General features: G+C 42.0%; 22 protein-coding genes. 8 read left to right on the top strand and 14 right to left on the bottom strand.

The features are described 5' to 3' along the window. Positions 1-52 precede the first annotated feature (52 nt). From FVA72_RS06255 to napF, 14 genes are all read right to left on the bottom strand, one after another. A complete protein-coding gene (locus tag FVA72_RS06255; RefSeq protein WP_110592180.1) occupies positions 53-796 on the bottom strand; it encodes a hypothetical protein in 744 nt (247 codons plus the stop codon). A gap of 154 nt (positions 797-950) precedes the next feature. Next, positions 951-2021 (bottom strand): cytochrome c-type biogenesis protein CcmH, encoded by a 1071-nt coding sequence (locus FVA72_RS06250; protein ID WP_094961338.1) that lies wholly within the window; start codon positions 2019-2021, stop codon positions 951-953. Further along, complete coding sequence (dsbE, locus tag FVA72_RS06245; RefSeq protein WP_004262204.1) at positions 2018-2575, bottom strand: thiol:disulfide interchange protein DsbE; 558 nt, start codon at positions 2573-2575, stop codon at positions 2018-2020. The genes FVA72_RS06250 and dsbE overlap by 4 nt, the downstream gene beginning before the upstream one ends. Continuing rightward, entirely contained in the window at positions 2572-4503 is a 1932-nt protein-coding gene (locus tag FVA72_RS06240) for a heme lyase CcmF/NrfE family subunit (protein ID WP_094961337.1), read from the bottom strand. Before FVA72_RS06240 ends, dsbE begins: the two co-directional genes overlap by 4 nt. Then, a complete protein-coding gene (ccmE, locus tag FVA72_RS06235) occupies positions 4500-4991 on the bottom strand; it encodes a cytochrome c maturation protein CcmE (RefSeq protein ID WP_036958480.1) in 492 nt (163 codons plus the stop codon). The genes FVA72_RS06240 and ccmE overlap by 4 nt, the downstream gene beginning before the upstream one ends. After that, on the bottom strand, positions 4988-5200 hold the full coding sequence (gene ccmD / locus FVA72_RS06230; RefSeq protein ID WP_004262214.1) for a heme exporter protein CcmD: 213 nt from the start codon (positions 5198-5200) through the stop codon (positions 4988-4990). Before ccmD ends, ccmE begins: the two co-directional genes overlap by 4 nt. After that, positions 5197-5937 (bottom strand): heme ABC transporter permease, encoded by a 741-nt coding sequence (locus tag FVA72_RS06225; RefSeq protein WP_004262222.1) that lies wholly within the window; start codon positions 5935-5937, stop codon positions 5197-5199. The genes ccmD and FVA72_RS06225 overlap by 4 nt, the downstream gene beginning before the upstream one ends. 197 nt (positions 5938-6134) lie before the next feature. Continuing rightward, the gene (napC, locus tag FVA72_RS06220; protein ID WP_094961336.1) at positions 6135-6773 is read right to left on the bottom strand and encodes a cytochrome c-type protein NapC; all 639 of its coding nucleotides are present in this window, start codon (positions 6771-6773) and stop codon (positions 6135-6137) included. Positions 6774-6782: 9 nt separating this feature from the next. Next, on the bottom strand, positions 6783-7232 hold the full coding sequence (gene napB, locus FVA72_RS06215; RefSeq protein ID WP_094961335.1) for a nitrate reductase cytochrome c-type subunit: 450 nt from the start codon (positions 7230-7232) through the stop codon (positions 6783-6785). Beyond that, on the bottom strand, positions 7229-8092 hold the full coding sequence (gene napH / locus FVA72_RS06210; RefSeq protein ID WP_004262229.1) for a quinol dehydrogenase ferredoxin subunit NapH: 864 nt from the start codon (positions 8090-8092) through the stop codon (positions 7229-7231). The genes napB and napH overlap by 4 nt, the downstream gene beginning before the upstream one ends. Beyond that, positions 8079-8789 (bottom strand): ferredoxin-type protein NapG, encoded by a 711-nt coding sequence (gene napG / locus FVA72_RS06205; RefSeq protein WP_004262231.1) that lies wholly within the window; start codon positions 8787-8789, stop codon positions 8079-8081. Before napG ends, napH begins: the two co-directional genes overlap by 14 nt. 6 nt (positions 8790-8795) lie before the next feature. Then, on the bottom strand, positions 8796-11282 hold the full coding sequence (gene napA / locus FVA72_RS06200; protein ID WP_036958481.1) for a nitrate reductase catalytic subunit NapA: 2487 nt from the start codon (positions 11280-11282) through the stop codon (positions 8796-8798). Then, positions 11263-11541: a chaperone NapD gene (gene napD / locus FVA72_RS06195; protein WP_172974353.1), complete on the bottom strand. Its 279-nt coding sequence runs from the start codon at positions 11539-11541 to the stop codon at positions 11263-11265. Before napD ends, napA begins: the two co-directional genes overlap by 20 nt. Beyond that, positions 11531-12022: a ferredoxin-type protein NapF gene (gene napF, locus FVA72_RS06190; protein WP_004262238.1), complete on the bottom strand. Its 492-nt coding sequence runs from the start codon at positions 12020-12022 to the stop codon at positions 11531-11533. Before napF ends, napD begins: the two co-directional genes overlap by 11 nt. Before the next feature lie 806 nt (positions 12023-12828). Between napF and nrfA the strand changes: the two genes are divergently transcribed. From nrfA to yegD, 8 genes are all read left to right on the top strand, one after another. Beyond that, on the top strand, positions 12829-14262 hold the full coding sequence (gene nrfA / locus FVA72_RS06185) for an ammonia-forming nitrite reductase cytochrome c552 subunit (protein WP_004262239.1): 1434 nt from the start codon (positions 12829-12831) through the stop codon (positions 14260-14262). Positions 14263-14309: 47 nt separating this feature from the next. Continuing rightward, positions 14310-14879 (top strand): cytochrome c nitrite reductase pentaheme subunit, encoded by a 570-nt coding sequence (nrfB, locus tag FVA72_RS06180; protein ID WP_004262246.1) that lies wholly within the window; start codon positions 14310-14312, stop codon positions 14877-14879. Next, positions 14876-15547 carry a cytochrome c nitrite reductase Fe-S protein gene (nrfC, locus tag FVA72_RS06175; RefSeq protein ID WP_094961333.1) on the top strand — a complete coding sequence of 224 codons (672 nt, stop codon included), beginning with the start codon at positions 14876-14878 and terminating at the stop codon, positions 15545-15547. Before nrfB ends, nrfC begins: the two co-directional genes overlap by 4 nt. After that, positions 15544-16500: a cytochrome c nitrite reductase subunit NrfD gene (nrfD, locus tag FVA72_RS06170; RefSeq protein WP_110592182.1), complete on the top strand. Its 957-nt coding sequence runs from the start codon at positions 15544-15546 to the stop codon at positions 16498-16500. Before nrfC ends, nrfD begins: the two co-directional genes overlap by 4 nt. A 24-nt stretch (positions 16501-16524) precedes the next feature. Then, positions 16525-18399, top strand: coding sequence for a heme lyase CcmF/NrfE family subunit (locus FVA72_RS06165; RefSeq protein WP_110592183.1), 1875 nt, complete (start codon positions 16525-16527; stop codon positions 18397-18399). Next, entirely contained in the window at positions 18392-19438 is a 1047-nt protein-coding gene (nrfF, locus tag FVA72_RS06160; RefSeq protein ID WP_004262269.1) for a heme lyase NrfEFG subunit NrfF, read from the top strand. Before FVA72_RS06165 ends, nrfF begins: the two co-directional genes overlap by 8 nt. A gap of 329 nt (positions 19439-19767) precedes the next feature. Beyond that, the gene (locus FVA72_RS06155) at positions 19768-20166 is read left to right on the top strand and encodes a hypothetical protein (RefSeq protein ID WP_004262270.1); all 399 of its coding nucleotides are present in this window, start codon (positions 19768-19770) and stop codon (positions 20164-20166) included. A 322-nt stretch (positions 20167-20488) separates the two neighbouring features. After that, positions 20489-21841: a molecular chaperone gene (yegD, locus tag FVA72_RS06150; protein WP_004262271.1), complete on the top strand. Its 1353-nt coding sequence runs from the start codon at positions 20489-20491 to the stop codon at positions 21839-21841. Positions 21842-21845 lie beyond the last annotated feature (4 nt).

Raw genomic sequence — 21845 nt, 5'->3', positions numbered from 1 at the left:
CTGAAATTAAAGCAAATAATAAGTTAATTATTTACATATAAACCATCTAAACCTAACGATTTAGATGAGACCATTTTGTGTTAGCCACTATTTTAGTTATCTCTTCTTTAGTTGGAATTAATATGAGTTTATCCAATTCAATCCAAACCGTTTTGGTAAATTGAAATCGGTTATCCGGTGTAAAACCGCTCAATTTGTTCTGTTGATATTCCTCCTTTTCTTTATCGCTGACGCCTTGTCTGAACTCTTCATAGGCGACCATGAATTGTTTTGTTTCCTTACCATCTAGCCCTTTTTTGAAGGTTACCAAAATTTTATAGCTGAGTTTTTCTCTGAGAAAACTTTTAGTCGTATCGGATAGTGATTGATATGCAGCAATTTTGTCGTCTTTTGCTTTTTGAATATATTGTAGACTTCTTGGTGTCTGATTTATTTGGTAATTTGGTTGAGTTCTCGCTAACACACCCTTTTTAACTGGCGTTCTGTGGACGCGATCTAGATTGCTTGGTTCCGAATTCGAACGATTTAATACCAATGCCCCTGATATATTTTTTTGATGAATCTTTGAAGGTTCTGAATAGGCATGCCTTAACGTAGGTAGCCGAATGGGAATTTTTGACCCTGTCAGGTCAATCTGTTTTTTTTGTTTAATATTATCAACAAATCGACCTAATTTTTGCTGCTGATTCACAAGCTCAGCTTTAACTTCCTTATCTAATGTGAGTCGATTCAAATTTGAAATGATTGGATGAGGGATATTCGTTAGATGAGAATTATGCATTATTTGAGTTGACATATTGCTTCCTTTTATCTAGTTATAAACTCAAACTATATTAAAAGAATTGATATCAGCTATCTTTAACAAACCGAAGTAATCAAAATCGTGGATTGTAATATGAAAGGGAGTGTTATACAGGCGAACACCAGTATAACACTATCAGTGAAAAAACTTACTTATCGGAAGGCTGCCCTTTCTTTTCGTGTACCATCATCAGAGCCTGTTCAACACTACGCTCGATAATAGGACGACGTTGGTCATTCTCAGGCAGTAGTTTTAACATCATTTGCCAAGCCGAGATGGCCTCTGCATAACGCTCTTGCTCAAATGCATTGAATGCAAAAATGCTTAATGCTTTCACATTGGTACGGTCTTCAGCAATCAGCTTTTTAAGTAGCTCTGCACCTTGACGGTTATCTTCTGGGTCAGAAGAGCGCGTCAAAACCTCCGCATATCCCATCACTACATTTTCATTTTTAGGGGCTAGGCGATAAGCACGGCCATAGGCATCGGTTGCCATAGTCGCATTCCCCAACACCATACCAATACGGCCTAGCATTTCCCACGCTTCTACATTTTGCGGGTCTTCCTGGAGGCGAGTACGTAGACCTAAAGCGAGGTGTTCCATTTCCGCATTATTGAGTGGTGGCTCAGACGGGTCTAGCGCTCTGTCTAACAAAGCGGGAGCTTGTTGATAGGCATTATTCCAATCTGCCACTTTCTCGTAGCTACCTACCTGATAATAAGCCCCCCCCGCAACACCTAATGCAATGATAAACCCGGGTAAATAAACCCAGTTGCTAGTGCGAGAGGCCTCAGGTAATGCTTCCTCATCGCCCTGCTCAACCTGTTTTAATCTAACGCGTTTTTTAGAACGGGCAAAGATGATCCAGCCGCCTACCGCTATCGCAACAAACGGTAACCCCCACAGTACAATCGTTAGCGGCGTCAGTGGTGGGTTATAAGTGACGAAGTAACCATAACGTGCAACCATGTAATCAACGATTTCATCACGGTTTTTGCCTTCTTTCATTAACTCATACACTTTTTGGCGCAAGTCCAGTGCAATCATTGAATTAGAATCCGCAATGCTGTTGTTCTGGCATTTAGGGCAACGTAGCTCTTCGGTTAATTTACGAAATTGCTGCTCTTGCTGTTCATTATCGAAAGTAAAGACTTCTGTCGATGCATATGTCACCGTTGCACTTAACGCTAACATCAATAAACCCAATAAATACCTCATTGGTTCGCCTCCTGATTATAGCGCTCCCAAAGGGGTTTAAATTCTTTTTCCCAGACGCGCTCGTCCATTGCCCCTGCGTGACGATAACGGATCACACCATTACCATCAATTAAGAACGTTTCAGGTGCACCATATACCCCTAAATCAAGGCCTAACATACCTTCACCATCAAATAAGCTTAAGGCATAAGGGTTGCCTAACTCACGCAACCACACAATGGCTTTATCCCGTTTATCTTTATAGTTCAACCCAACCACACGAACACCCTGTGCAGACAACTTATTCAAATATTGATGTTCTGCACGGCATGTAGGGCACCATGTTGCCCAAACATTCAACAAGATAGGTTGCCCTTGTGTTAATACATCGGATTCGTAGTGCTGACCGGGGTTTTCTAGCGATTCAAGGCGAAAAACGGGCACTGGCTTACCAATTAAAGCGGATTCTAATAAACGAGGATCATCCCCTTCTGCATTACGCATCAATTGCCATAACAGGACCGCAGCGATTCCTGCAAAAATAATAAAAGGAATTAAGAAGACTTTGCGGTTCATGCTGTTTCCCCTTGTAATTTACGGCGACGATAACGTGGGTCAAACAAGCAAAATAACGCACCAATAGCCATTAATACGCCACCAGACCAGATCCAACGAACAAATGGTTTATAATACAAACGCATAGTCCACGTATCTTTAGCGACTTCCTCACCCAATGCAGCATATAAATCGCGAGTAAAACCACCATCAATCGCCGCTTCGGTCATAACAGCTCGGCTAACGCTATAAAAACGTTTTTCTGGCATTAAAACACCGATGACTTTGTCTTTCTCTTTCACTGAAATACTGCCAATGACACCTTGGTAGTTAGGGCCATCAGCCTCTCGTACGCCATTAAATACAAAGGTATAAGCACGAATTGAAATGCTATCACCCGGCTTCATTTTCACATCACGCTCAATACTGTAATTTTGGCTAAAGGCAATACCGACGATGGTTACCGCCAAACCTAAATGCGCCAGTACCATTCCCCAGTAACTTGGCGTGAGCTTGATTTTCTTACTGATGCGGACTCGCATTTCTGCGAAGGCAAGAATTGCTATCCAGCACGCCATCATTAAGCCGACAACCGTCAACGCTTCTACCCTATCTTCCATCAGTAATGGTAGGGCAAAAGAAAGAATAACGGTTAATACCGTTGCAATGATTAATAACTTTTTGATAGCCGCAGGGCGGTCACGTCCCCAACGCACAAGTGGCCCAATTCCTAGTAACAAGGCAAATGGCACCATCAACGCGATAAACATGGTATTAAAGAACGGTTCACCAATGGAAATCGTACCCAGGCCAATTTGTTTATGGACTAACGGTAGCAATGTACCGAGTAACACAACTAGCATCGCTGCTGTTAGGATAACGTTATTACCCAATAACATGGATTCACGCGACCATAAGGCATTGTTAACCCTTGAGCGTACCTTGTGCCCACGCAGTGCAAACACCAGTAAAGAGCCGCCAATCACTATCACCATGAAGGCTAAGATAAATAACCCTCGAGATGGGTCTGAGGCAAAGGCGTGTACCGAAACCAGTACCCCTGAGCGAACTAAGAAAGTCCCGAGTAAACACAATGAGAAAGCAAAAATCGACAATAATAGTGACCATGCTTTAAAAGTGGCTCGCTGTTCAGTAACGGAAAGTGAGTGGATCAATGCCGTTCCCACTAACCATGGCATAAAGGAGGCATTCTCTACCGGGTCCCAGAACCACCAGCCCCCCCAGCCTAATTCATAATAAGCCCATGCGGAACCTAACATGATCCCTAACGTTAAAAAGAACCAGGCTGCCATCGTCCAAGGGCGAGCAAAACGTGTGAAAGAGCTGTCTAACCGGCCACTTAACAATGCCGCAATCGCAAAAGCAAATGCCACAGAGAAGCCGACATAGCCCATGTATAACAATGGTGGGTGGAAAATCAGCCCTGGGTCTTGTAGTAATGGGTTGAGGTCACGCCCTTCAATCGGAAAGGCGGGCAGCGTGCGCGAAAATGGGTTTGAAGTAAAGATGATAAACAGCAAAAAACCAACGCTTACCATCCCCATAACAGCTAAAACACGGGCAACAATGTCGAGAGGCATACGGTAACTGCAAATTGCCACCGCAAATGTCCAGCCGCTCATTAATAATACCCATAGTAATAATGAGCCTTCGTGAGCTCCCCATGTCGCCGCAACACGATACCAAATAGGTAATTGCGTATTAGAGTTATTGGCAACATACGTGACTGAGAAATCATTAACAACAAAGGCATTCACTAATACTAGGAATGCCCCTGTTACACAGAGAAAAAGTAACCATGCCAATGGACGTGATGATGCCATTAAGCGTGCATCATTGCGTGCCACCCCCCATAGCGGGTAAAAAGACAGCAAAACGGCAAGACCTAATGCCAAGCACAGTAAAACGCTACCAATTTCAGGGATCATGATGCATTGTCCTTATAGGCAGCAGCTGGCCTGCGGTGGTTTTCTTGCATCGCCTTTTCAACCTCTGGTGGCGTATAGTTTTCATCATGTTTAGCAAGCACTTCTTTCGCTAAAATATGATTATTCTCCTGTAACTCCCCTTGAACAACGACACCTTGCCCTTCTTTGAATAAGTCAGGCAAAATTCCATGATAACTTACGTCTACTTCACCTTCGGCATCATAAACAGTGAAAGTGATATTGACGGCATTAGAGACAGGGTCAGAGTCACGTACTACACTACCGGGCATCACCATGCCGCCAACGCGCAAACGTTGCCCAACTTCAGGGATTTGCTGAGTTTCCCGCTTACCATAGATGATTTCACCGGGGGTATAAAACAAGTCAATACTTGAGCGCAATGCGTAGAGAATCAATGCGAGGGTTAACCCCACGCCAACCAATATGGAACAGATCAACCAAAGTCGGTTACGACGACGAATATTCACACTCCCTCCCTACGCGCTCTTGCTGCTTTTTGTCTTACTTCACGAGCTTGCTGTTGAATAATTGCATTTATTATCATTTTTCTTTGTATGTATGTATGCAAACAGAGTAACAAAATAGGTATTAATGTCAGCGCAACCGCCAGCCATACATAAAAACCATAGCCGCCCATCGCCCAAAATTCACTCCAAGATGCAAATGCGCTAGTCATGATTGACGTCCTTTTTTATTCACAATATCTAATACCCATGGACGGTTACGTTCTAACAACAATAATTGACTACGTAAACGAATTAACGTTAATGAGATAAAGAGAAATAGGTAACCAAGGATAGCTAAACGTAGTGGCGTACGCATAGCTGGGTTGATACTTTCTTGCATACGCGTCGAAGGTTGATGCAAAGTTTGCCACCATTCAACTGAATAATGAATGATAGGTAAGTTAATCACACCAATTAATACTAAAATCGCAGCGGCCTTTCCTGCTGTACGGCGGTCATCAAAAGCATGCCATAAAGCAATAATCCCCACATACAGAAAAAATAGAATTAGTTCAGAGGTTAAACGTGCATCCCATACCCACCATGCACCCCACATTGGTTTACCCCATGTCGCACCTGTCACCAAGGCAATAAAAGTAAATACCGCCCCTATCGGTGCCATTGCCGCTATCGCCAATTCAGAGACTTTCATTTGCCAGACAAGACCAACAAAAGCAGTAATTGCCATTGTGGCATAAATGCCCATCGACCACATCGCGGCAGGAACATGGATATACATAATACGATAACTTTGGCTTTGGACTTTATCGGTTGGCGCAAAGCCAAATCCCCAAATCCACCCCACCGCTAAACAAATTACACTCAATATAATAAACCACGGTATTAGACGCCCACATAACCGGTAAAGGTTAACTGGGATGGCAAGTTGATGAAGCTTTTTCCACATAGTTTAATTACCCTGATTTATTATATTGTTAGTAAATGCTGCGTGACAGAATCATACAATACACATTAAAAAAGCAAATATATTGATTTAACACAAATATAACTTAGGCTGATCATACTCAAACGCATAACCAGCCTATTTATTGATCATTACTTATAATTTATCGGTATAACTCATCATAAAATGATTACCTTAAATTAAAAGCCAGGTTCAACTTCACGCATGTCCGGCAACTTATGGGCAATTCCTTTGTGACAGTCAATGCAAGTTTTACCATCCGTGATGGCTTGGTCATGCATTTTAGCTGCAACCCCTTTTTGTGCCGTGAAATCCATATACTCAAAATTGTGGCAGTTACGACACTCTTGTGAGTCGTTATTTTTCATCCGTCGCCACTCACTTTGCGCCATCGCTAACCGATGGTCTTCAAATTTTTGAGGTGTGTCGATGATGCCAAAAATTTTCCCGTATAGCTCCTTACTCGCTTGAATTTTACGCACCATTTTTGGGCCAAACTCATGCGGTACGTGACAATCTGGGCAAGTTGCGCGAACACCACTACGGTTAGTATAGTGAATAGTATCCATATATTCTTCATAGACATTCTCACGCATTTCATGGCAACTAATACAGAACTCTTCCGTATTGGCCATTTCCATACCCGTATTGAAGCCGCCCCAGAAGATAACACCACTCACAAAACCAATCAGCAATAAGGTTCCTAATGCTAAACGGCTTGGCCTACGCCACCACCGCCATACTCGGCCGAGTAACCCAAACAAGCCCTTTTTCTTCGGCTTGTCATCATTTATTTGCTTATCATTGTTATTTGACATAATTCCCCCTTATTTCCCAAAACCTTTGGATGGGGTAAATGTGTTATCAACAATCGGTGCCGTGTCTGATTGTGGCACGTGGCACTGTAGACAGAAGTAGCGGTTTGGTGCGACTTCGCCAAGAACTTTGCCTGTTGCATCCATAAAGTGCGTTGGGCTAACTCTTGGTGCCCCTGTGGTGCGATAATTTTCCACACCATGGCATTGCAAACAACGATTAGTATTAGTGGTAATTTGATAACCTTCAACACTATGTGGGATCATTGGCGGTTGATTCACATAGTTTAATGCCATTCTTTCTTGCTCTTTCGGAATATGAATGCTTCCTTCTGACGTACCGGATACTTCTGGTGATTGGGTCAGGTCTACACCATTAGCAGCCCAAACAAGACTGCTTACAACAAAGGCCATTCCAGCCACCCAACGGCTGAGCGTCTTTTTCAGGACAGGATTTTTCATGATTTTGCTCCCGAACTCCATCTTAGTGTTATTTTAAAAACATCCTCAGAACAAACATCAATGCAACGACCGCAAGTGATACAATCTTTATCTGATATCTGTGCTGGAGCTTGTTTATCTAGGACCGGTGCACGCAGAACTTGCGGCTCCGGACAAATGTGGAAACAGTCCATACAACGGCTACAGTTTTCTTTATTTTCCGCTGTAACAACTAGTGCGCCCTTACACCCTGCCACGCCATATAGCGCACCTAATGGGCAAAGGTGACCGCACCAACCATGTTCCACAACTAATAAATCGAATAAAAACAGTGCAACTAAAACCAATGCACCGCTGCCAAAACCAAAAATTAAACTGCGCCCCATTAATGAAACTGGATTAAGCCATTCCCAAAGTAAGGTTCCTGTAATAGCAGAACCGATCAGGATAACCACCAGCAATACATAACGAATATTGCGTGGTATCGTTGCGGACTGGTTAAAATCAAACTTACGTCTTAACCACGCCGCGGCATCCGTCACTGGGTTTACAGGACAAACCCAACTGCAGAAAATACGCTTACCCAACAGTGCATAAACCCCGAATACGATAGCAGCCCCAACTAATGCTGAGATCCCCGGTAAGTAACCACTTGCTAAGCTCTCTAAGGTGATTAATGGGTCAGTCAAAGGTACGGTATCTAACAATAAGCTACTGCTGTAGTTACCATGTAAAATCCACACCCCAAACCATGGCCCACTCAAGAACATCGCTAACACCAGCAATTGGCTTATACGTCTAAATACCAACCACTTGTGGCTCTGCCACCAACCTTTTTTTGCCTGAGCTTCACGTCCGGCATCACGTTTACGATTCGCCATTGTTACCCTCCAGCCAACCAAAGCGGTAATGGTGTCCTAACTCACCTTTTGCTAACGACCTTGGTAATACCTTGATAGCCGCCTCTTCCAATACACAAGCCTGTTCACATTTACCGCATCCCGTGCAGTAGTTGCTATTGACTGTGGGTAAGAAGCGCGCGTGCTTACCTGTTCGGTGGTTTTGTTCAAGTTCCAATGTGATGGCTTCATCTATCAGCGGACATACGCGGTAACATACATCACACCTTAGCCCTTGAAAGTTCAGGCAGTTTTCCTGATCGAGTAAAACGGCTAACCCCATGCGTGCATCATTAATTGACTCAATGTCTTTATCCAATGCACCACTTGGGCAAACTTTGGCGCAAGGAATATCCTCACACATTTCACACGGGTTTTCTCGAGCGATGAAGTACGGCGTTCCTGAAGCCAAGCCTGATGCCAATGTCGCTAATTTCAACATGTCATACGGACAGGCTTGAACGCATTGCCCACAACGGACACATGCACTGGCAAATGCTTTTTCATCAAGAGCTCCCGGCGGGCGAAGCTTAACACCACTCGCACGGGAAGTTTGTTGCTGAAGCCCCAGCACCACACCAACAGCCGCCAACCCACCCGCAGTGCGGGCGACATCGCGTAAAAAGCGACGACGACTGTTCTGGGACTTAGCCTGTTGAGACTTAGCTTTCTGGGGCATGAGCAATTACACCTTTTCCAGTTTAACGGCACATTTTTTGTAATCCGTTTCTTTTGAAAGCGGATCGGTTGCATCCAGTGTTAAGTTATTCACTAGCTGCGCAGCATCGAAGAACGCCATGTAAACTAAGCCTTTTGGTGGTCTATTACGGCCACGAGTTTCAACAATCGTGGTCACATCACCACGGCGTGAAACTACTTTGACTTTATCACCACGGCGTAAACCTCTCTCTTTCGCATCGATTGGATGTATAAACACAAGAGATTCAGGGAAAGCACGGTGTAGTTCAGGAACACGGCGTGTCATACTACCGGTATGCCAATGTTCTAATACACGGCCTGTTGATAACCATAAGTCATATTCTTTATCTGGCGATTCCGCAGCAGGTTCAAATGGCAGTGCAAAAATGACCGCTTTACCATCAGGTTTACCGTAGAATTGATAACCCGCGCCAGCCTTAACGTAAGGGTCATTTCCTTCGCTATAACGCCACTGCGTTTCTTTGCCATCAACCACTGGCCAACGGATACCGCGCGCTTTGTGGTAGTCATCAAAATCAGCCAAGTCATGACCATGACCGCGACCAAAGCCAGCGTATTCTTCGAACAGCCCTTTTTGTAAGTAGAAGCCTAATTCACGTGATTCATCGTTAAGTTGGTCTTCGGCTAACTCACTCACAGGGAACTTCGTTACCGCTTGGTTAGCGAATAACACGTCATACAGCGTTTTACCGCGTAATTCAGGCTTTTTCGCTAATAACTCTTCAGGCCACACTTCATCCGTTGTAAAGCGTTTAGAGAACAACACCATCTGCATTAAGTCAGATTTCGCTTCGCCTGGTGCTTTAACTTGCTGACGCCAAAACTGAGTACGACGTTCCGCATTACCGTAAGCGCCTTCTTTTTCTACCCACATTGCTGTTGGTAAAATCAAGTCAGCAGCTAACGCACTAACTGTTGGATAGGGGTCAGAAACCACAATAAAGTTGCGAGGGTCACGCCAACCTGGCATACGCTCTTGGTTGATATTCGGGCCCGCTTGCATATTGTTGTTACACATTACCCAGTAAAAATTCAATTTACCGTCTTTTAAAGCGCGGTCTTGGGCAACAGCGTGTAAACCGACTTTTTCAGGGATCGTCCCAGCAGGCAACCCCCACACACCTTCCACTTTCTCACGGTGTTTTTCATTAGTAACCACCATGTCCGCTGGTAAACGGTGTGAGAACGTACCAACTTCACGAGCGGTACCACACGCTGATGGCTGACCGGTTAATGAGAACGGCCCACAGCCAGGTTGAGAAATTTTCCCTGTCAGTAAGTGCAGGTTATACACTAAGTTATTTGCCCAAACACCGCGAGTGTGCTGGTTAAAGCCCATGGTCCAATAAGAAACCACTTTAGTTTTAGGGTCTGCGTAAAGTTTAGCGAGTTCTTCTAACTGATCTTTTGGAACCCCTGTCATTTCTACAGTTTTGTCTAAAGTATATTCCGCAACAAAGGCTTTATATTCATCCCACGTCATTGGCTCAGATGCATCAGAACCTGCATTTTTCGCTTTTTGTTCGAGTGGATGAGTTGGGCGTAATCCATAACCGATATCTGTTGCACCACGACGTAAATTCACGTGTTTATCAAGGAATTCCTGATTAACTGCATTATTTTGAATAATATAATTCGCAATATAGTTCAGGATCACTAAGTCAGATTGTGGTGTAAAAACGATACCGTTATCCGCTAATTCAAAGCTACGGTGTTTAAAAGTCGATAACACGGCAACACGCACGTCAGGGTTAGACAGACGGCGGTTGGTGATACGAGACCACAAGATTGGGTGCATTTCTGCCATGTTTGAGCCCCAAAGGACAAACGCGTCAGCATGCTCAATGTCATCATAACAACCCATTGGCTCATCCATACCGAAAGTACGCATGAAGCCCACTACCGCAGAAGCCATACAGTGGCGTGCATTAGGGTCTAAGTTATTAGAACGGAATCCACCTTTGAACAGTTTTGATGCTGCATAGCCTTCCCAAACTGTCCACTGACCCGAACCGAACATACCGATCCCTTCAGGGCCTTTTTCTTTTAATGTGGTTTTGACTTTTTCTTCCATAACATCAAAGGCTTGTTCCCACGTGATCGGTGTGAACTCCCCATTTTTGTCATATTCACCGTCTTTCATACGCAACATTGGCTGCGTTAAACGGTCTTTTCCGTACATGATTTTAGGTAAGAAATACCCTTTGATACAGTTTAGACCACGGTTTACAGGCGCTTCTGGGTCACCTTGGCTGGCCACGATGCGACCATTTTGAGTTCCCACCAATACCCCACAGCCTGTACCACAAAAACGGCAAGGGGCTTTGTCCCATTTAATACTTTCTTGTTGGCCAACCACTGCTTTCGCAATGCTTGGTGCGCCAATACCTGCCGCCGCAGCAGCGGCCGCTATCGCATTGGCTTTCATAAAGCTACGACGACTGAGTTTCATAATCTTCCTCACCTTGCTCTTCCTGCTGGTGGTAAACCAGCGAAACATCTAGTACGCCGTCAATATCGCGTACTAAATCAATAGTATCTAACAACGTTCTACTACCTTGCCCTTCAACAACCACAATCAGTTTTCCGTTGTCTGGGGCGCTTAACGCCACCTCACAATTAGAAAGTTGATTAATTTCTTCGGCCACAGTAGACAGTCGTTCACTTTTTACTTGTACTATTAAACTGCACACTTGATAGTTACTGTGCATGTTCATGCTCCACGGTAATGGCTGAAACTGGGCAACCTGCGACACAAGCACCACAGCCTGTACAACCTGGTGTTTCTACTTTTGGCTGGTATATACCGGCCATTGACGGACGAAAAGAGATGACTTCAGGCTCACAACTGTCTTGGCAACGTCGACATTCAATCGAAAGATAAGCAAGACAATTTTGGCCAATCGAAATTGAGATATCCCAAGGTTGGGAATGTTTTGGAAGGAAAATAGGTTCTGGACATGCTGTTGCACATGCATAGCAAAATGTACATTCACCACGCTTAAAATCAACAACAGGGTAGCCCCCTGCTCCCGGTTGGATAATTGCCGTTTCGCAACTCTCAACGCAGGCATTGCAACGGGTACACAATTCAATAAATTGCGTTTCACTACCACTCCATGGCGGCCGAACCACTGGGGCTGCACTACGCCACGCACCAGTTAATACTCCCCGACGGGTGAGATCAACCATGTTTTTTTCCTTTACATTGCCAACAAAAAAACTAAAACGTATTGATAAACCGCATTTTTTATATGTGTATTTATGAGAAATATTAACGATAGAGGTTATAAAAATACATACTACCAAGTGGGTAAAAGAGGTAATTCCCCGTATACGACTAGAAATGACAACATTTACGTTATTTACTCGCCATTAGCTAAAAATAGCATCAAAATGATAAACAAACAGGCCTTTTTAATTATTTGTTAACATTTTTTTAATATGAGTTATTAATTTAAACTCAAGTTTTAATTTTTTAAATTATAACACCAACCAAAAACTACCACTAAAGTAGTATGCACAATGTCATTTAGAAAAAAAATATCTGTGTTTTTTTTGATATTAAACAAATTTCATTTCTAACTTTATTTTAAAAACAACCATTAAATATTAAACATAAAAAAATTATTTTAAAATCAATAAAATAGAATTGGATAACGCTAAGCATCAGAATAAGAATCATTACTAATTAATTATTGAAACTAACAATTTAAAACTATTGAAAAATAACTATATCAATTTCAATAATACCTATTTTTTATTATTTCTTCACATTCTATTTCCTTATTACAAATTAACTTTTGATCAAAAACAATATTTTTAGTGTGGTTTTTTGTTACACATATAAATTGGCAATGTCTTGGTAGTATCTGTGCGCTTACTATCAAACCTAAATAACAAAAAGATACCCAAAATAGTTCGAGTCATAGGTCACAATACAAACACAACTCGAAAAATGAAGGGATGACTGGCTAAAATTACTCGAGGCCCTTTTTATGGCAAACATAAGAAATAATGCACTATGCTTATTGAGTCTGGTTGCAGGAATATTTCTCTTTACCTCTGTTCATGCTCAAACTCCTACTAAAGATAGTACATCTACCATCAATGCTCGAAATGAAACTTTCGAAGCCGCTCACCCTGACCAGTACCACTCTTGGCGAGCAACATCCGAGCAATCAAACCGTGAAGATGCATTAGCGGAAGACCCTCGCTTAGTCGTACTGTGGGCTGGATACCCATTCTCACGCGACTACAACAAACCTCGTGGTCACGCCTATGCGGTCATCGACGTCCGTGAAACCTTACGAACCGGTGCTCCTAAAGACGCCCAAGATGGTCCACTTCCGATGGCATGTTGGAGCTGTAAAAGCCCCGATGTGGCGAGGCTAATCCAAGAACATGGCGAAGATGGCTATTTCGAAGGTAAGTGGGCAAAAGGTGGCCCCGAAGTGGTTAATGTCTTAGGCTGTGCAGATTGTCATAAAACAGACTCTGCGGATTTTGCAAAAGGTAAACCAGAGCTAACGCTTTCACGCCCTTATGCAGAGCGTGCAATGGAAGCGATTGGCAAACCGTTTGATAAAGCCAGTCGGTTCGATCAGCAATCCATGGTGTGTGGACAATGTCACGTGGAATACTATTTCTCTGGCGATAAAAAATCAGTGAAATTCCCATGGGATAACGGTACCAAAGTCGAAGATATGGAAGTCTACTACGACAACATTGGTTTCTCTGACTGGACCAACTCATTGTCGAAAGCGCCTATGCTAAAAGCCCAACACCCTGAATATGAAACTTGGAGTGCGGGTATTCATGGCAAAAATAACGTGACCTGTATTGACTGCCATATGCCAAAACTGCAAAACGAAAAAGGCGAACTGTACACCAGCCATAAAATTGGTAATCCATTCGATAATTTCGAACAAACTTGTAGCACTTGCCATACCCAAAGCAAACAACAACTGCAAGATGTGGTTGCTGAACGTAAAGTCGCTATCCAAGAGATGAAAATCAAAGCGGAAGATCAATTAGTTCGTGCTCACTTTGAAGCAAAAGCTGCATGGGATGCAGGCGCAACAGAAGATGAAATGAAGCCAATTTTGACTGATATTCGTCATGCACAATGGCGTTGGGATTTAGCTATCGCCTCCCACGGTATTCATATGCACGCACCGGATGAAGGCCTGCGTATGTTAGGTGGTTCGATGGATAAAGCGGCAGATGCACGAACCAAGCTCGCTCGCCTGTTAGGCTCAAAAGGCATCACCCATGAAATTGCCATTCCAGATATTTCAACCAAGGAAAAAGCGCAACAAGCCATTGGTTTAGATATGCAAAAAATCAATGCGGAAAAACAAGAGTTCTTAAAAACTGTGGTTCCGCAATGGGATGACCAAGCTCGTAAAAATGACCTATTAGCCAAATAACCATGATTTGCCCCAAATAATGGGGCAATACAACCAATGGAGTGAATATGAGCGTACTACGTTCGTTATTAACTGCTGGGGTGCTGGCAACAGGCTTATTATGGGCAACAGCCGCATCCGCAACCCCACAAATGGCCCAAGAAAATGCAGAAGGCCGTTGGGTTGTCACGCAGCAACGCAGCGCTGACAAAGCCTGCTTAGACTGCCATAAACCTGACCAAGAAGGCATGCATGGCACTCACGCAGAAGTGGTTAACCCTAACAATAATTTACCCGTGACTTGTACCAACTGCCACGGTAACCCAGGGCCTGATCACCGTGAAGGCGTCAAAGATGTCATGCGCTTTAACAACCCAATGTATACCGTTGAGCAACAAAACAGTGTCTGTCTATCATGTCACTTACCGGAGCAGCTGCAAAAAGCGTTCTGGCCTCATGATGTTCACGTCACCAAAGTAGCCTGCGCGAGTTGCCATGACCTTCATCCGAAACAAGATACGATGAAGGTGCTGACTGATAAGGGCAAAGTAAAAATATGTGTCGACTGCCACTCAGATCAACGCAATAACCCTGATTTCAACCCAGCAGCGGTGAAATTGCGTAAGGAGCAGCCATGAGTTGTTCTCGTCGTCAATTCATTATCTACTCAGGAGCACTGGCGGCGGTAGGAGGAGTTGCTAGCCATACGCTAGCTAACACCATGAAAATAGATGGCGTTCGCTACGGCATGGTGCACGATGAAAATCTGTGCATCGGCTGTACGGCGTGTATGGATGCATGCCGAGAGGTTAACCAAGTCCCAGAAGGTGTTTCGCGGTTAACTATCATCCGTAGTGAGCCTATTGGCCAGTTTCCTGATGTTAAATACCGTTTTTTTCGCCACTCCTGTCAACATTGTGAAAGTGCACCTTGTGTCGATGTTTGCCCTACTGGTGCCTCTTTTATTGATAAAACGACAGGGATTGTTGATGTCAACCCTGACTTATGTGTCGGCTGCCAATACTGTATTGCTGCCTGCCCTTATCGCGTCAGGTTTATTCACCCCATCAATAAAACCGCGGATAAATGTGATTTCTGCCGTAAAACGAATCTAAAAAAGGGCAAGCAGCCGGCTTGCGTCGAATCTTGCCCAACCAAAGCATTAACCTTTGGTAATTTAGATGACCCTAAGAGCGATATTTCGTTGATGCTAAAAGAAAAACCGACTTATCGATTCAAAATTGCACTCGGTACTCACCCCAAAATGTATCGGGTTCCGTTCAAATATGGGGAGGTTAGCCAATGACAACAGCTTCTGCTTTCCATTTTGAATCCTTAGTGTGGGACTGGCCCATTGCGGTTTACTTATTCTTAATTGGTATTTCGGCTGGGCTTGTGGTACTTGCGGTACTTATGCGCCAGTATTATCCCACTTCGGCTGGCAGTGATAGCACTCTAATGCGCACAACACTGATTTTAGCTCCGACGACGATCATCTTTGGGTTATTGATCTTAATTCTTCATTTGACGCGTCCATGGACGTTCTGGAAATTAATGTTTCATTACAGCCCGACCTCAGTTATGTCGATGGGTGTGATGTTATTCCAAGTGTATATGGCAGTGCTTGTTATTTGGCTAGCTAAAATCTATGAAAAAGAACTCATTGTTTTACAGCAAAAATGGCTGCCCAAATTTACTATCATCCCAAGAGTATTAACCCTGCTAAACCGTGCAATGCGTTTTCTGGATATTGTGATGCTCGTATTGGCCATTTTGCTTGGGGCTTATACCGGTTTTTTACTTTCAGCATTAAAATCTTATCCATTCTTAAACAACCCATTATTACCAGCTTTATTCCTATTTTCAGGAATATCTTCAGGTATTGCGGTATCACTCATAGCAATCGCATTGCGCTACCGCAAAAATATTCATAACGGCGAAACCGCATTTTTGCACCGTATCGAAAGCTTTGTTATTTGGTTGGAGATATTCCTATTAGCGGCCTTTTTTGTCGGGTTAGCTTTAGGAGACGATGGGAAAATCCGTTCATTAATTGCTGCATTAGGCGGTGGTTTCTGGACTTGGTGGTTTTGGATTGGTGTTGTCGGGTTTGGTTTTATTATTCCACTTCTATTCAAGAAATGGATGGATAAAGGACAAGGCGCAGCAAGAGTATTGATTATCAGTGGTGCAAGCTTACTGGGTGTCTTCTGCTTACGCTTCTTTGTGTTATACGCAGGGCAGTTGACCGTCGCATAACTCACTAAATAATAAGGGTAATCATTGGAACTCATACTCCCAGAAATTGGCTTTCTCTGCCTTGCATTGGCACTGTGTATTGCCTGTTTTCAAGTATCATTCGGAGTTATTGGTTTCTTCCGCCATATTCCGAGGCAAATGCCTCGGAATATTCTTTGGACCTACTTACAATTTCTTTTCTTGCTCGTTGCTTATATTTGTTTAACTATCAGTTTTATTCAAAGTGACTTTTCGGTCGTATATGTGGCGCAACATAGCCATCGGCTATCGCCGCTATATATTAAAATTGCGGCAGTATGGGGAGGCCATGAAGGGTCAATATTTCTTTGGCTGCTGTTTATCTCAGCTTGGAGTTGTCTATTTGCATGGCGTTATCGCCAGCAAACTCATCTCGTGTTTCCTCTCACACTAACGCTTCTTGCCATTATCAGTGCGGCATTATTACTGTTTATCGTATTTTATTCTGACCCCTTTGTTCGCATTTTTCCTCCCGCTATTGAAGGGAGAGATCTCAACCCAATGCTGCAACATTGGGGATTAATATTACATCCCCCTCTACTTTATTTAGGCTATAGCGGGTTAATGGTCGTAACCGCCTTAGCGCTTGCATCTACACTTTGCGGGCAATTTAACCAAACTATCGCCGGGCTCTGTTGGCGCTTTGTCGTTCCTAGTTGGTGCATACTCACTTTGGGTATCACTCTTGGGTCATGGTGGGCATACAGTGAACTTGGTTGGGGTGGTTGGTGGTTTTGGGACCCTGTTGAAAATGCGTCATTATTGCCATGGCTAAGTGCAACTGCCCTATTTCATAGCTTAACAGTCTCACGCAAAACTGGGCACTATCGCCACTGGTCTATATTGCTGGCAATTCTTACGTTTATTTTATCTTTATTAGGCACATTAATTGTACGCTCAGGGATTTTAATGTCTGTCCATGCGTTTGCTTTGGATAACGTTAGGGCTGCTCCCCTCTTTTTATTGTTCAGTTTTCTGAGTTTCGGGGCTTTATGTATATATGGTTGGAAAGCTAAAAATATCGATAATTTACCAACTAATATTAATCGCCGTCAGCTTTACTTATTACTCACTTTAATCCTATTTTCTACTGTATTATTTATTGTCCTGACGGGCACGCTTTACCCAATGATTTATACGTTATTTGGTTGGGGGAAAATATCGGTTGGGGCGCCTTATTTTAACCAAGCGTTATTACCATTTGGTATTTTAATGCTAATCATAATGGCTGTAAGTGCCATTTATCCTCTTAGCAAAACTCGCATTAAACCCCAATGGCGTATTCTTTTAATTATACTTCTCAGTGTGTTATTAAGCTTATCTCTTTGGTCTAAAGGGCTTATTATCGCCATTTCTTGTGGTTTTTTATTTGCAATTTTGCTTATCTTTTGGCTACGTCCTATCGATGCTATTCGGCAACATTTCCCTTCCCTTATCGCTCATACAGGAGTTGTAATTTTTGCTACTGGTATTGCCTTGTCAATTGGTAGCCACCACGAAACGAGTGTTAATCTTTCTGTTGGGCAATCTATTTCACTCGCCGGTTATCAATTCCAATTCAACGAACTGCAACTTGAAGCTAAATCTAATTACACGACCGAAAAGGCTATTATACAAATTAGCAAAGCTGGCCAGCCATTACACCAGTTAATCACCGAGCGCCGCCTTTATACCGCTCGCCAGCAATTAATGATTGAACCTGGTATATATTGGGGATGGTTACGCAATTGGTATGCGGTATTAGGTGAGAAAACCGGAACAAATAGCTACGCGATACGCCTTTACGTGCAAGATGGCATTCAATGGATTTGGGGCGGTGCATTTGTGATGTGTTTTGGCCTATTAATAAGCTGGGTAAAAGGGAGAATAAAAAATGCTTAGAATCCTATTAGCACTATTTTTCCTATTTTTCTCTTTTATATCCAATGCTCAAATCGTTGATGTGTGGGAATTTAATTCCATTGAAGAACAAGAGTATTCTTTGCAGATCGCCTCACAGCTACGTTGCCCGCAATGCCAAAACCAAAATTTACTCGAATCCAATGCCCCCACAGCAGTAAGTATGCGCCACCAAGTTTTTAAAATGGTTGCAGAAGGAAAAGATAAAGCGCAAATCATGCACTATATGACCGAACGATATGGTGATTTCGTGCTGTATAACCCACCGCTAACGATTGGAACTGCCCTGCTTTGGGGATTGCCTGCTATTGCTCTGATTGGCATTTTTTATTTCATTTTCAAATTTACTCGGTCACAAAAACAGCAACTTATAGAGAACAATTTTAGCCATCGACAAATATCCGAGCAATTATTACCCCCAGATATAACAACACCCTCGACTATCCTGCAATGGCATTTTAATAAATTACTTGCCATATTAATTGTGTTGGTTGTTATTGGTTACTTCTTCTCACCTCGATTTGAATTAGCTTATCAGGAATATCAACGTATATCCGATCCACTGCTCTCATTCACACCATTGCAGCAAGAACAAAAGGATTTATTACGCTTACAAAATGATATTCGTCAATCGCCTAAAAATAGTGAACTTTGGGCTATACTGGGTGAATATTATCTTTATCAAAACAGTTATGATAATGCGTTGATTGCTTATCAAAGAGCACTAAAATATGGCGGCGAAAATGCTCAAATATACTCTGCTATTGCAACCGTTTTATATTACCAAGCAGGTCAACAGCTAACCGAAGATATCAGAGCGGTAATCAATAAAGCATTAAGCCTTGACAATCAAGAGGTTACCGCATTAATGCTAGTTGCTTCTGATGCCTTTATGAATGCAAATTATGAGCAAGCGATTGATATTTGGCAAAAGTTATTAGATAGTAATAGTTCTCGTATTAATCGCTCTCAGCTCATTGAAGCTATTCATATGGCAAAAATAATGAAGAATAAAAAATAATAATCTTATCTTTATTATTAATTTTATTACGCTAGGGATTAATACATACTAAATTATCACAGTAGTGATAAAATATTCTTTTATGAATGTCTATTTATTTAAATGTGTAATTTTTCGTTTCTTATTGATTACCATTGTGTCCCCCCTATATTACTTCAAATAATCTTATGTTAGATTGGCAACAGTAAATTATCCCAAATGTAATCCAAGTATATCTCCGTAAGTGAAATTATCAATTAAAATTTAGCTTATGGTGATAAATTTTATTTACTTTTATATTATGGCATTCATTGGGAGGTTCAAAAATAATAACATAAGAAATAAACACTATGAAAAATAAAATATTTTCATTTTTAGTTATTGGCCTAATTGCAGGCGCGTCCTTTATAGGAGGCGTTGTAAGTAACTATACACCTGATTTAGACATTGTAGAAAAATCTCAAAAAGCGGTTGAAGATTTTTTAGCATTTCCCAAAACAGCCGAGTATAAAAATGTTAAATATCATGAGATAAGAGAAACCTTAGACCATGGTATGCTAGGCTATGTATGCGGTGAAGTACTTATTTTTACTAGCCAAAATTCATATTCATTTAAACGTTTTGTGGTCAAAACTTATCTTCATAATGATGGTCGTAATGTTGTTTCCATTCCATTAATCGATAGAGATGATAAAGAATTTCCTGATAATGACTTTAATGTTATTTGGAATAAGTATTGTAATAATTAAGTAAATATAAAACTCAACTGTTTAAATAAGATATTTCCGAGCCCTTTAAGATTTCATTAATATATCAAAGGGCTCAAATTAAATATTACATAAAAAACTATATTCTCTTTAGATATCTGTCATTCCGTAAATCAATCCTTTAATGATGATTACATTTTATCGTGGAGACTCTGTACTAACAGAGCATCTAGGCAAAATGCGATCAATTCAGACTATCTCCTTTTGAGCTATCCCTCATATAGAATTATTTTTCAATAGTAATTCATCCCTGCTTGATATAAAGTCTCAGCCTTTTTTCAAAATAGTTACTCTTGGAGGCGAAATGTTTATCGGTTTTGATTACGGTACATCTAACTGCGCTGTTGCGGTCATGAAGAACGGGATCCCCACATTATTACCATTAGAAGGCGATAACGTTTATATCCCATCAACCTTATGCGCACCGACAAGAGAATCAGTCTCTGAGCATTTATTTCGCCATTGTAAAATCGCCCCCTCGAATGAAATCGGGCAGCAAATTTTAAAAAGATCTATCGCATTTAACCGTGATGAAGGGATCGATTTAATGCCTGAAGACATCGTATTTGGGCAAGCCGCTTTAGATTTATATTTAAGTGATCCTAGAGATGTATATTATGTGAAGTCCCCTAAATCATTTTTGGGAGCATCTGGCTTACATGAGACTCAAATTAGTTTTTTTGAAGACCTTGTCTGCGCCATGATGAAAAATATAAAGAATACCGCAGAAAATAATTTACAACAGATTATTGATGATACTGTGATTGGACGCCCTATTAACTTTCATGGTCGTGGAGGGGAACTCTCGAACCAACAAGCAGAATCAATACTCTATCGCGCGGCAAAACGCGCAGGATTTAATCATATTACTTTTCAATTCGAACCCGTAGCCGCAGGGCTTGAATATGAATCAACATTAAATAAAGACCAGATTATCCTAGTCGTTGATATTGGTGGTGGAACAACGGATTGTTCATTAATCCAAATGGGGCCCACTTATAGAAATGCACAAGACAGAACACAATCCTTACTTGCTCATAGTGGACAACGGGTGGGTGGAAATGACCTTGATATTTACCTTGCATTAAAACAATTGATGCCGCTTTTTGGGATGGAAAGCCAATCTTTATCAGGCATTAAAATGCCATTCCTTCAATTTTGGAACCCTATTGCTATCAATAATGTTGAAGCACAAAAAGAGTTTTATTCAAGACAAAATTTGACAGCGTTAACACGCTTAAAACAAGATGCAAAAGAACCTCAAATAATATCTCGATTACTAGAAGTTTATAATGAAACATTAGGTTATAGCTTAGTACGTAAAGCTGAAGAAGCTAAAATTGCTTTATCAGACGCCTCAAGCTATTTAGCACAAATTAAATTAATTTCTGAAAAATTAGAAGTGAATATTCCCCATGAACAAATGGTGGAATCAATTGAATCACCAAAAAGTAAAATGATTGAATTGGTTAAAGAAGCAGTCAACCAAGGCGGGGTCAAACCTGATGCTATTTACGTTACAGGTGGGAGTGCTCGTTCCCCAATATTACACCAAGCTATTAGCCAAGAATTACCTAATATTCCGATAGTACGTGGGGATGATTTTGGTTCCGTTACTGCAGGGTTAACGCGTTGGGCTGAGACTTGTTTTAAATAAGCGA

Source organism: Providencia sp. PROV061, assembly GCF_011045655.1.
Taxonomy (GTDB): domain Bacteria; phylum Pseudomonadota; class Gammaproteobacteria; order Enterobacterales; family Enterobacteriaceae; genus Providencia; species Providencia hangzhouensis.
Note: the sequence above shows the minus strand (reverse complement) of the source record. Positions and strands in the feature narration are given on the sequence as shown.

What these genes read in the sequence shown, in the direction of transcription:
- yegD (WP_004262271.1), top strand. Translation starts at nt 20,489, where the DNA reads ATGTTTATCGGTTTTGATTACGGTACATCTAACTGCGCTGTTGCGGTC.
- dsbE (WP_004262204.1), bottom strand. Translation starts at nt 2,575, where the DNA reads ATGAACCGCAAAGTCTTCTTAATTCCTTTTATTATTTTTGCAGGAATC.
- napA (WP_036958481.1), bottom strand. Translation starts at nt 11,282, where the DNA reads ATGAAACTCAGTCGTCGTAGCTTTATGAAAGCCAATGCGATAGCGGCC.
- napH (WP_004262229.1), bottom strand. Translation starts at nt 8,092, where the DNA reads ATGGCGAATCGTAAACGTGATGCCGGACGTGAAGCTCAGGCAAAAAAA.
- nrfF (WP_004262269.1), top strand. Translation starts at nt 18,392, where the DNA reads ATGCTTAGAATCCTATTAGCACTATTTTTCCTATTTTTCTCTTTTATA.
- FVA72_RS06255 (WP_110592180.1), bottom strand. Translation starts at nt 796, where the DNA reads ATGTCAACTCAAATAATGCATAATTCTCATCTAACGAATATCCCTCAT.
- FVA72_RS06250 (WP_094961338.1), bottom strand. Translation starts at nt 2,021, where the DNA reads ATGAGGTATTTATTGGGTTTATTGATGTTAGCGTTAAGTGCAACGGTG.
- napF (WP_004262238.1), bottom strand. Translation starts at nt 12,022, where the DNA reads ATGGTTGATCTCACCCGTCGGGGAGTATTAACTGGTGCGTGGCGTAGT.
- nrfA (WP_004262239.1), top strand. Translation starts at nt 12,829, where the DNA reads ATGGCAAACATAAGAAATAATGCACTATGCTTATTGAGTCTGGTTGCA.
- napG (WP_004262231.1), bottom strand. Translation starts at nt 8,789, where the DNA reads ATGCCCCAGAAAGCTAAGTCTCAACAGGCTAAGTCCCAGAACAGTCGT.
- ccmD (WP_004262214.1), bottom strand. Translation starts at nt 5,200, where the DNA reads ATGACTAGCGCATTTGCATCTTGGAGTGAATTTTGGGCGATGGGCGGC.
- FVA72_RS06240 (WP_094961337.1), bottom strand. Translation starts at nt 4,503, where the DNA reads ATGATCCCTGAAATTGGTAGCGTTTTACTGTGCTTGGCATTAGGTCTT.
- napC (WP_094961336.1), bottom strand. Translation starts at nt 6,773, where the DNA reads ATGTCAAATAACAATGATAAGCAAATAAATGATGACAAGCCGAAGAAA.
- FVA72_RS06225 (WP_004262222.1), bottom strand. Translation starts at nt 5,937, where the DNA reads ATGTGGAAAAAGCTTCATCAACTTGCCATCCCAGTTAACCTTTACCGG.
- nrfC (WP_094961333.1), top strand. Translation starts at nt 14,876, where the DNA reads ATGAGTTGTTCTCGTCGTCAATTCATTATCTACTCAGGAGCACTGGCG.
- napB (WP_094961335.1), bottom strand. Translation starts at nt 7,232, where the DNA reads ATGAAAAATCCTGTCCTGAAAAAGACGCTCAGCCGTTGGGTGGCTGGA.
- nrfB (WP_004262246.1), top strand. Translation starts at nt 14,310, where the DNA reads ATGAGCGTACTACGTTCGTTATTAACTGCTGGGGTGCTGGCAACAGGC.
- napD (WP_172974353.1), bottom strand. Translation starts at nt 11,541, where the DNA reads ATGCACAGTAACTATCAAGTGTGCAGTTTAATAGTACAAGTAAAAAGT.
- FVA72_RS06155 (WP_004262270.1), top strand. Translation starts at nt 19,768, where the DNA reads ATGAAAAATAAAATATTTTCATTTTTAGTTATTGGCCTAATTGCAGGC.
- nrfD (WP_110592182.1), top strand. Translation starts at nt 15,544, where the DNA reads ATGACAACAGCTTCTGCTTTCCATTTTGAATCCTTAGTGTGGGACTGG.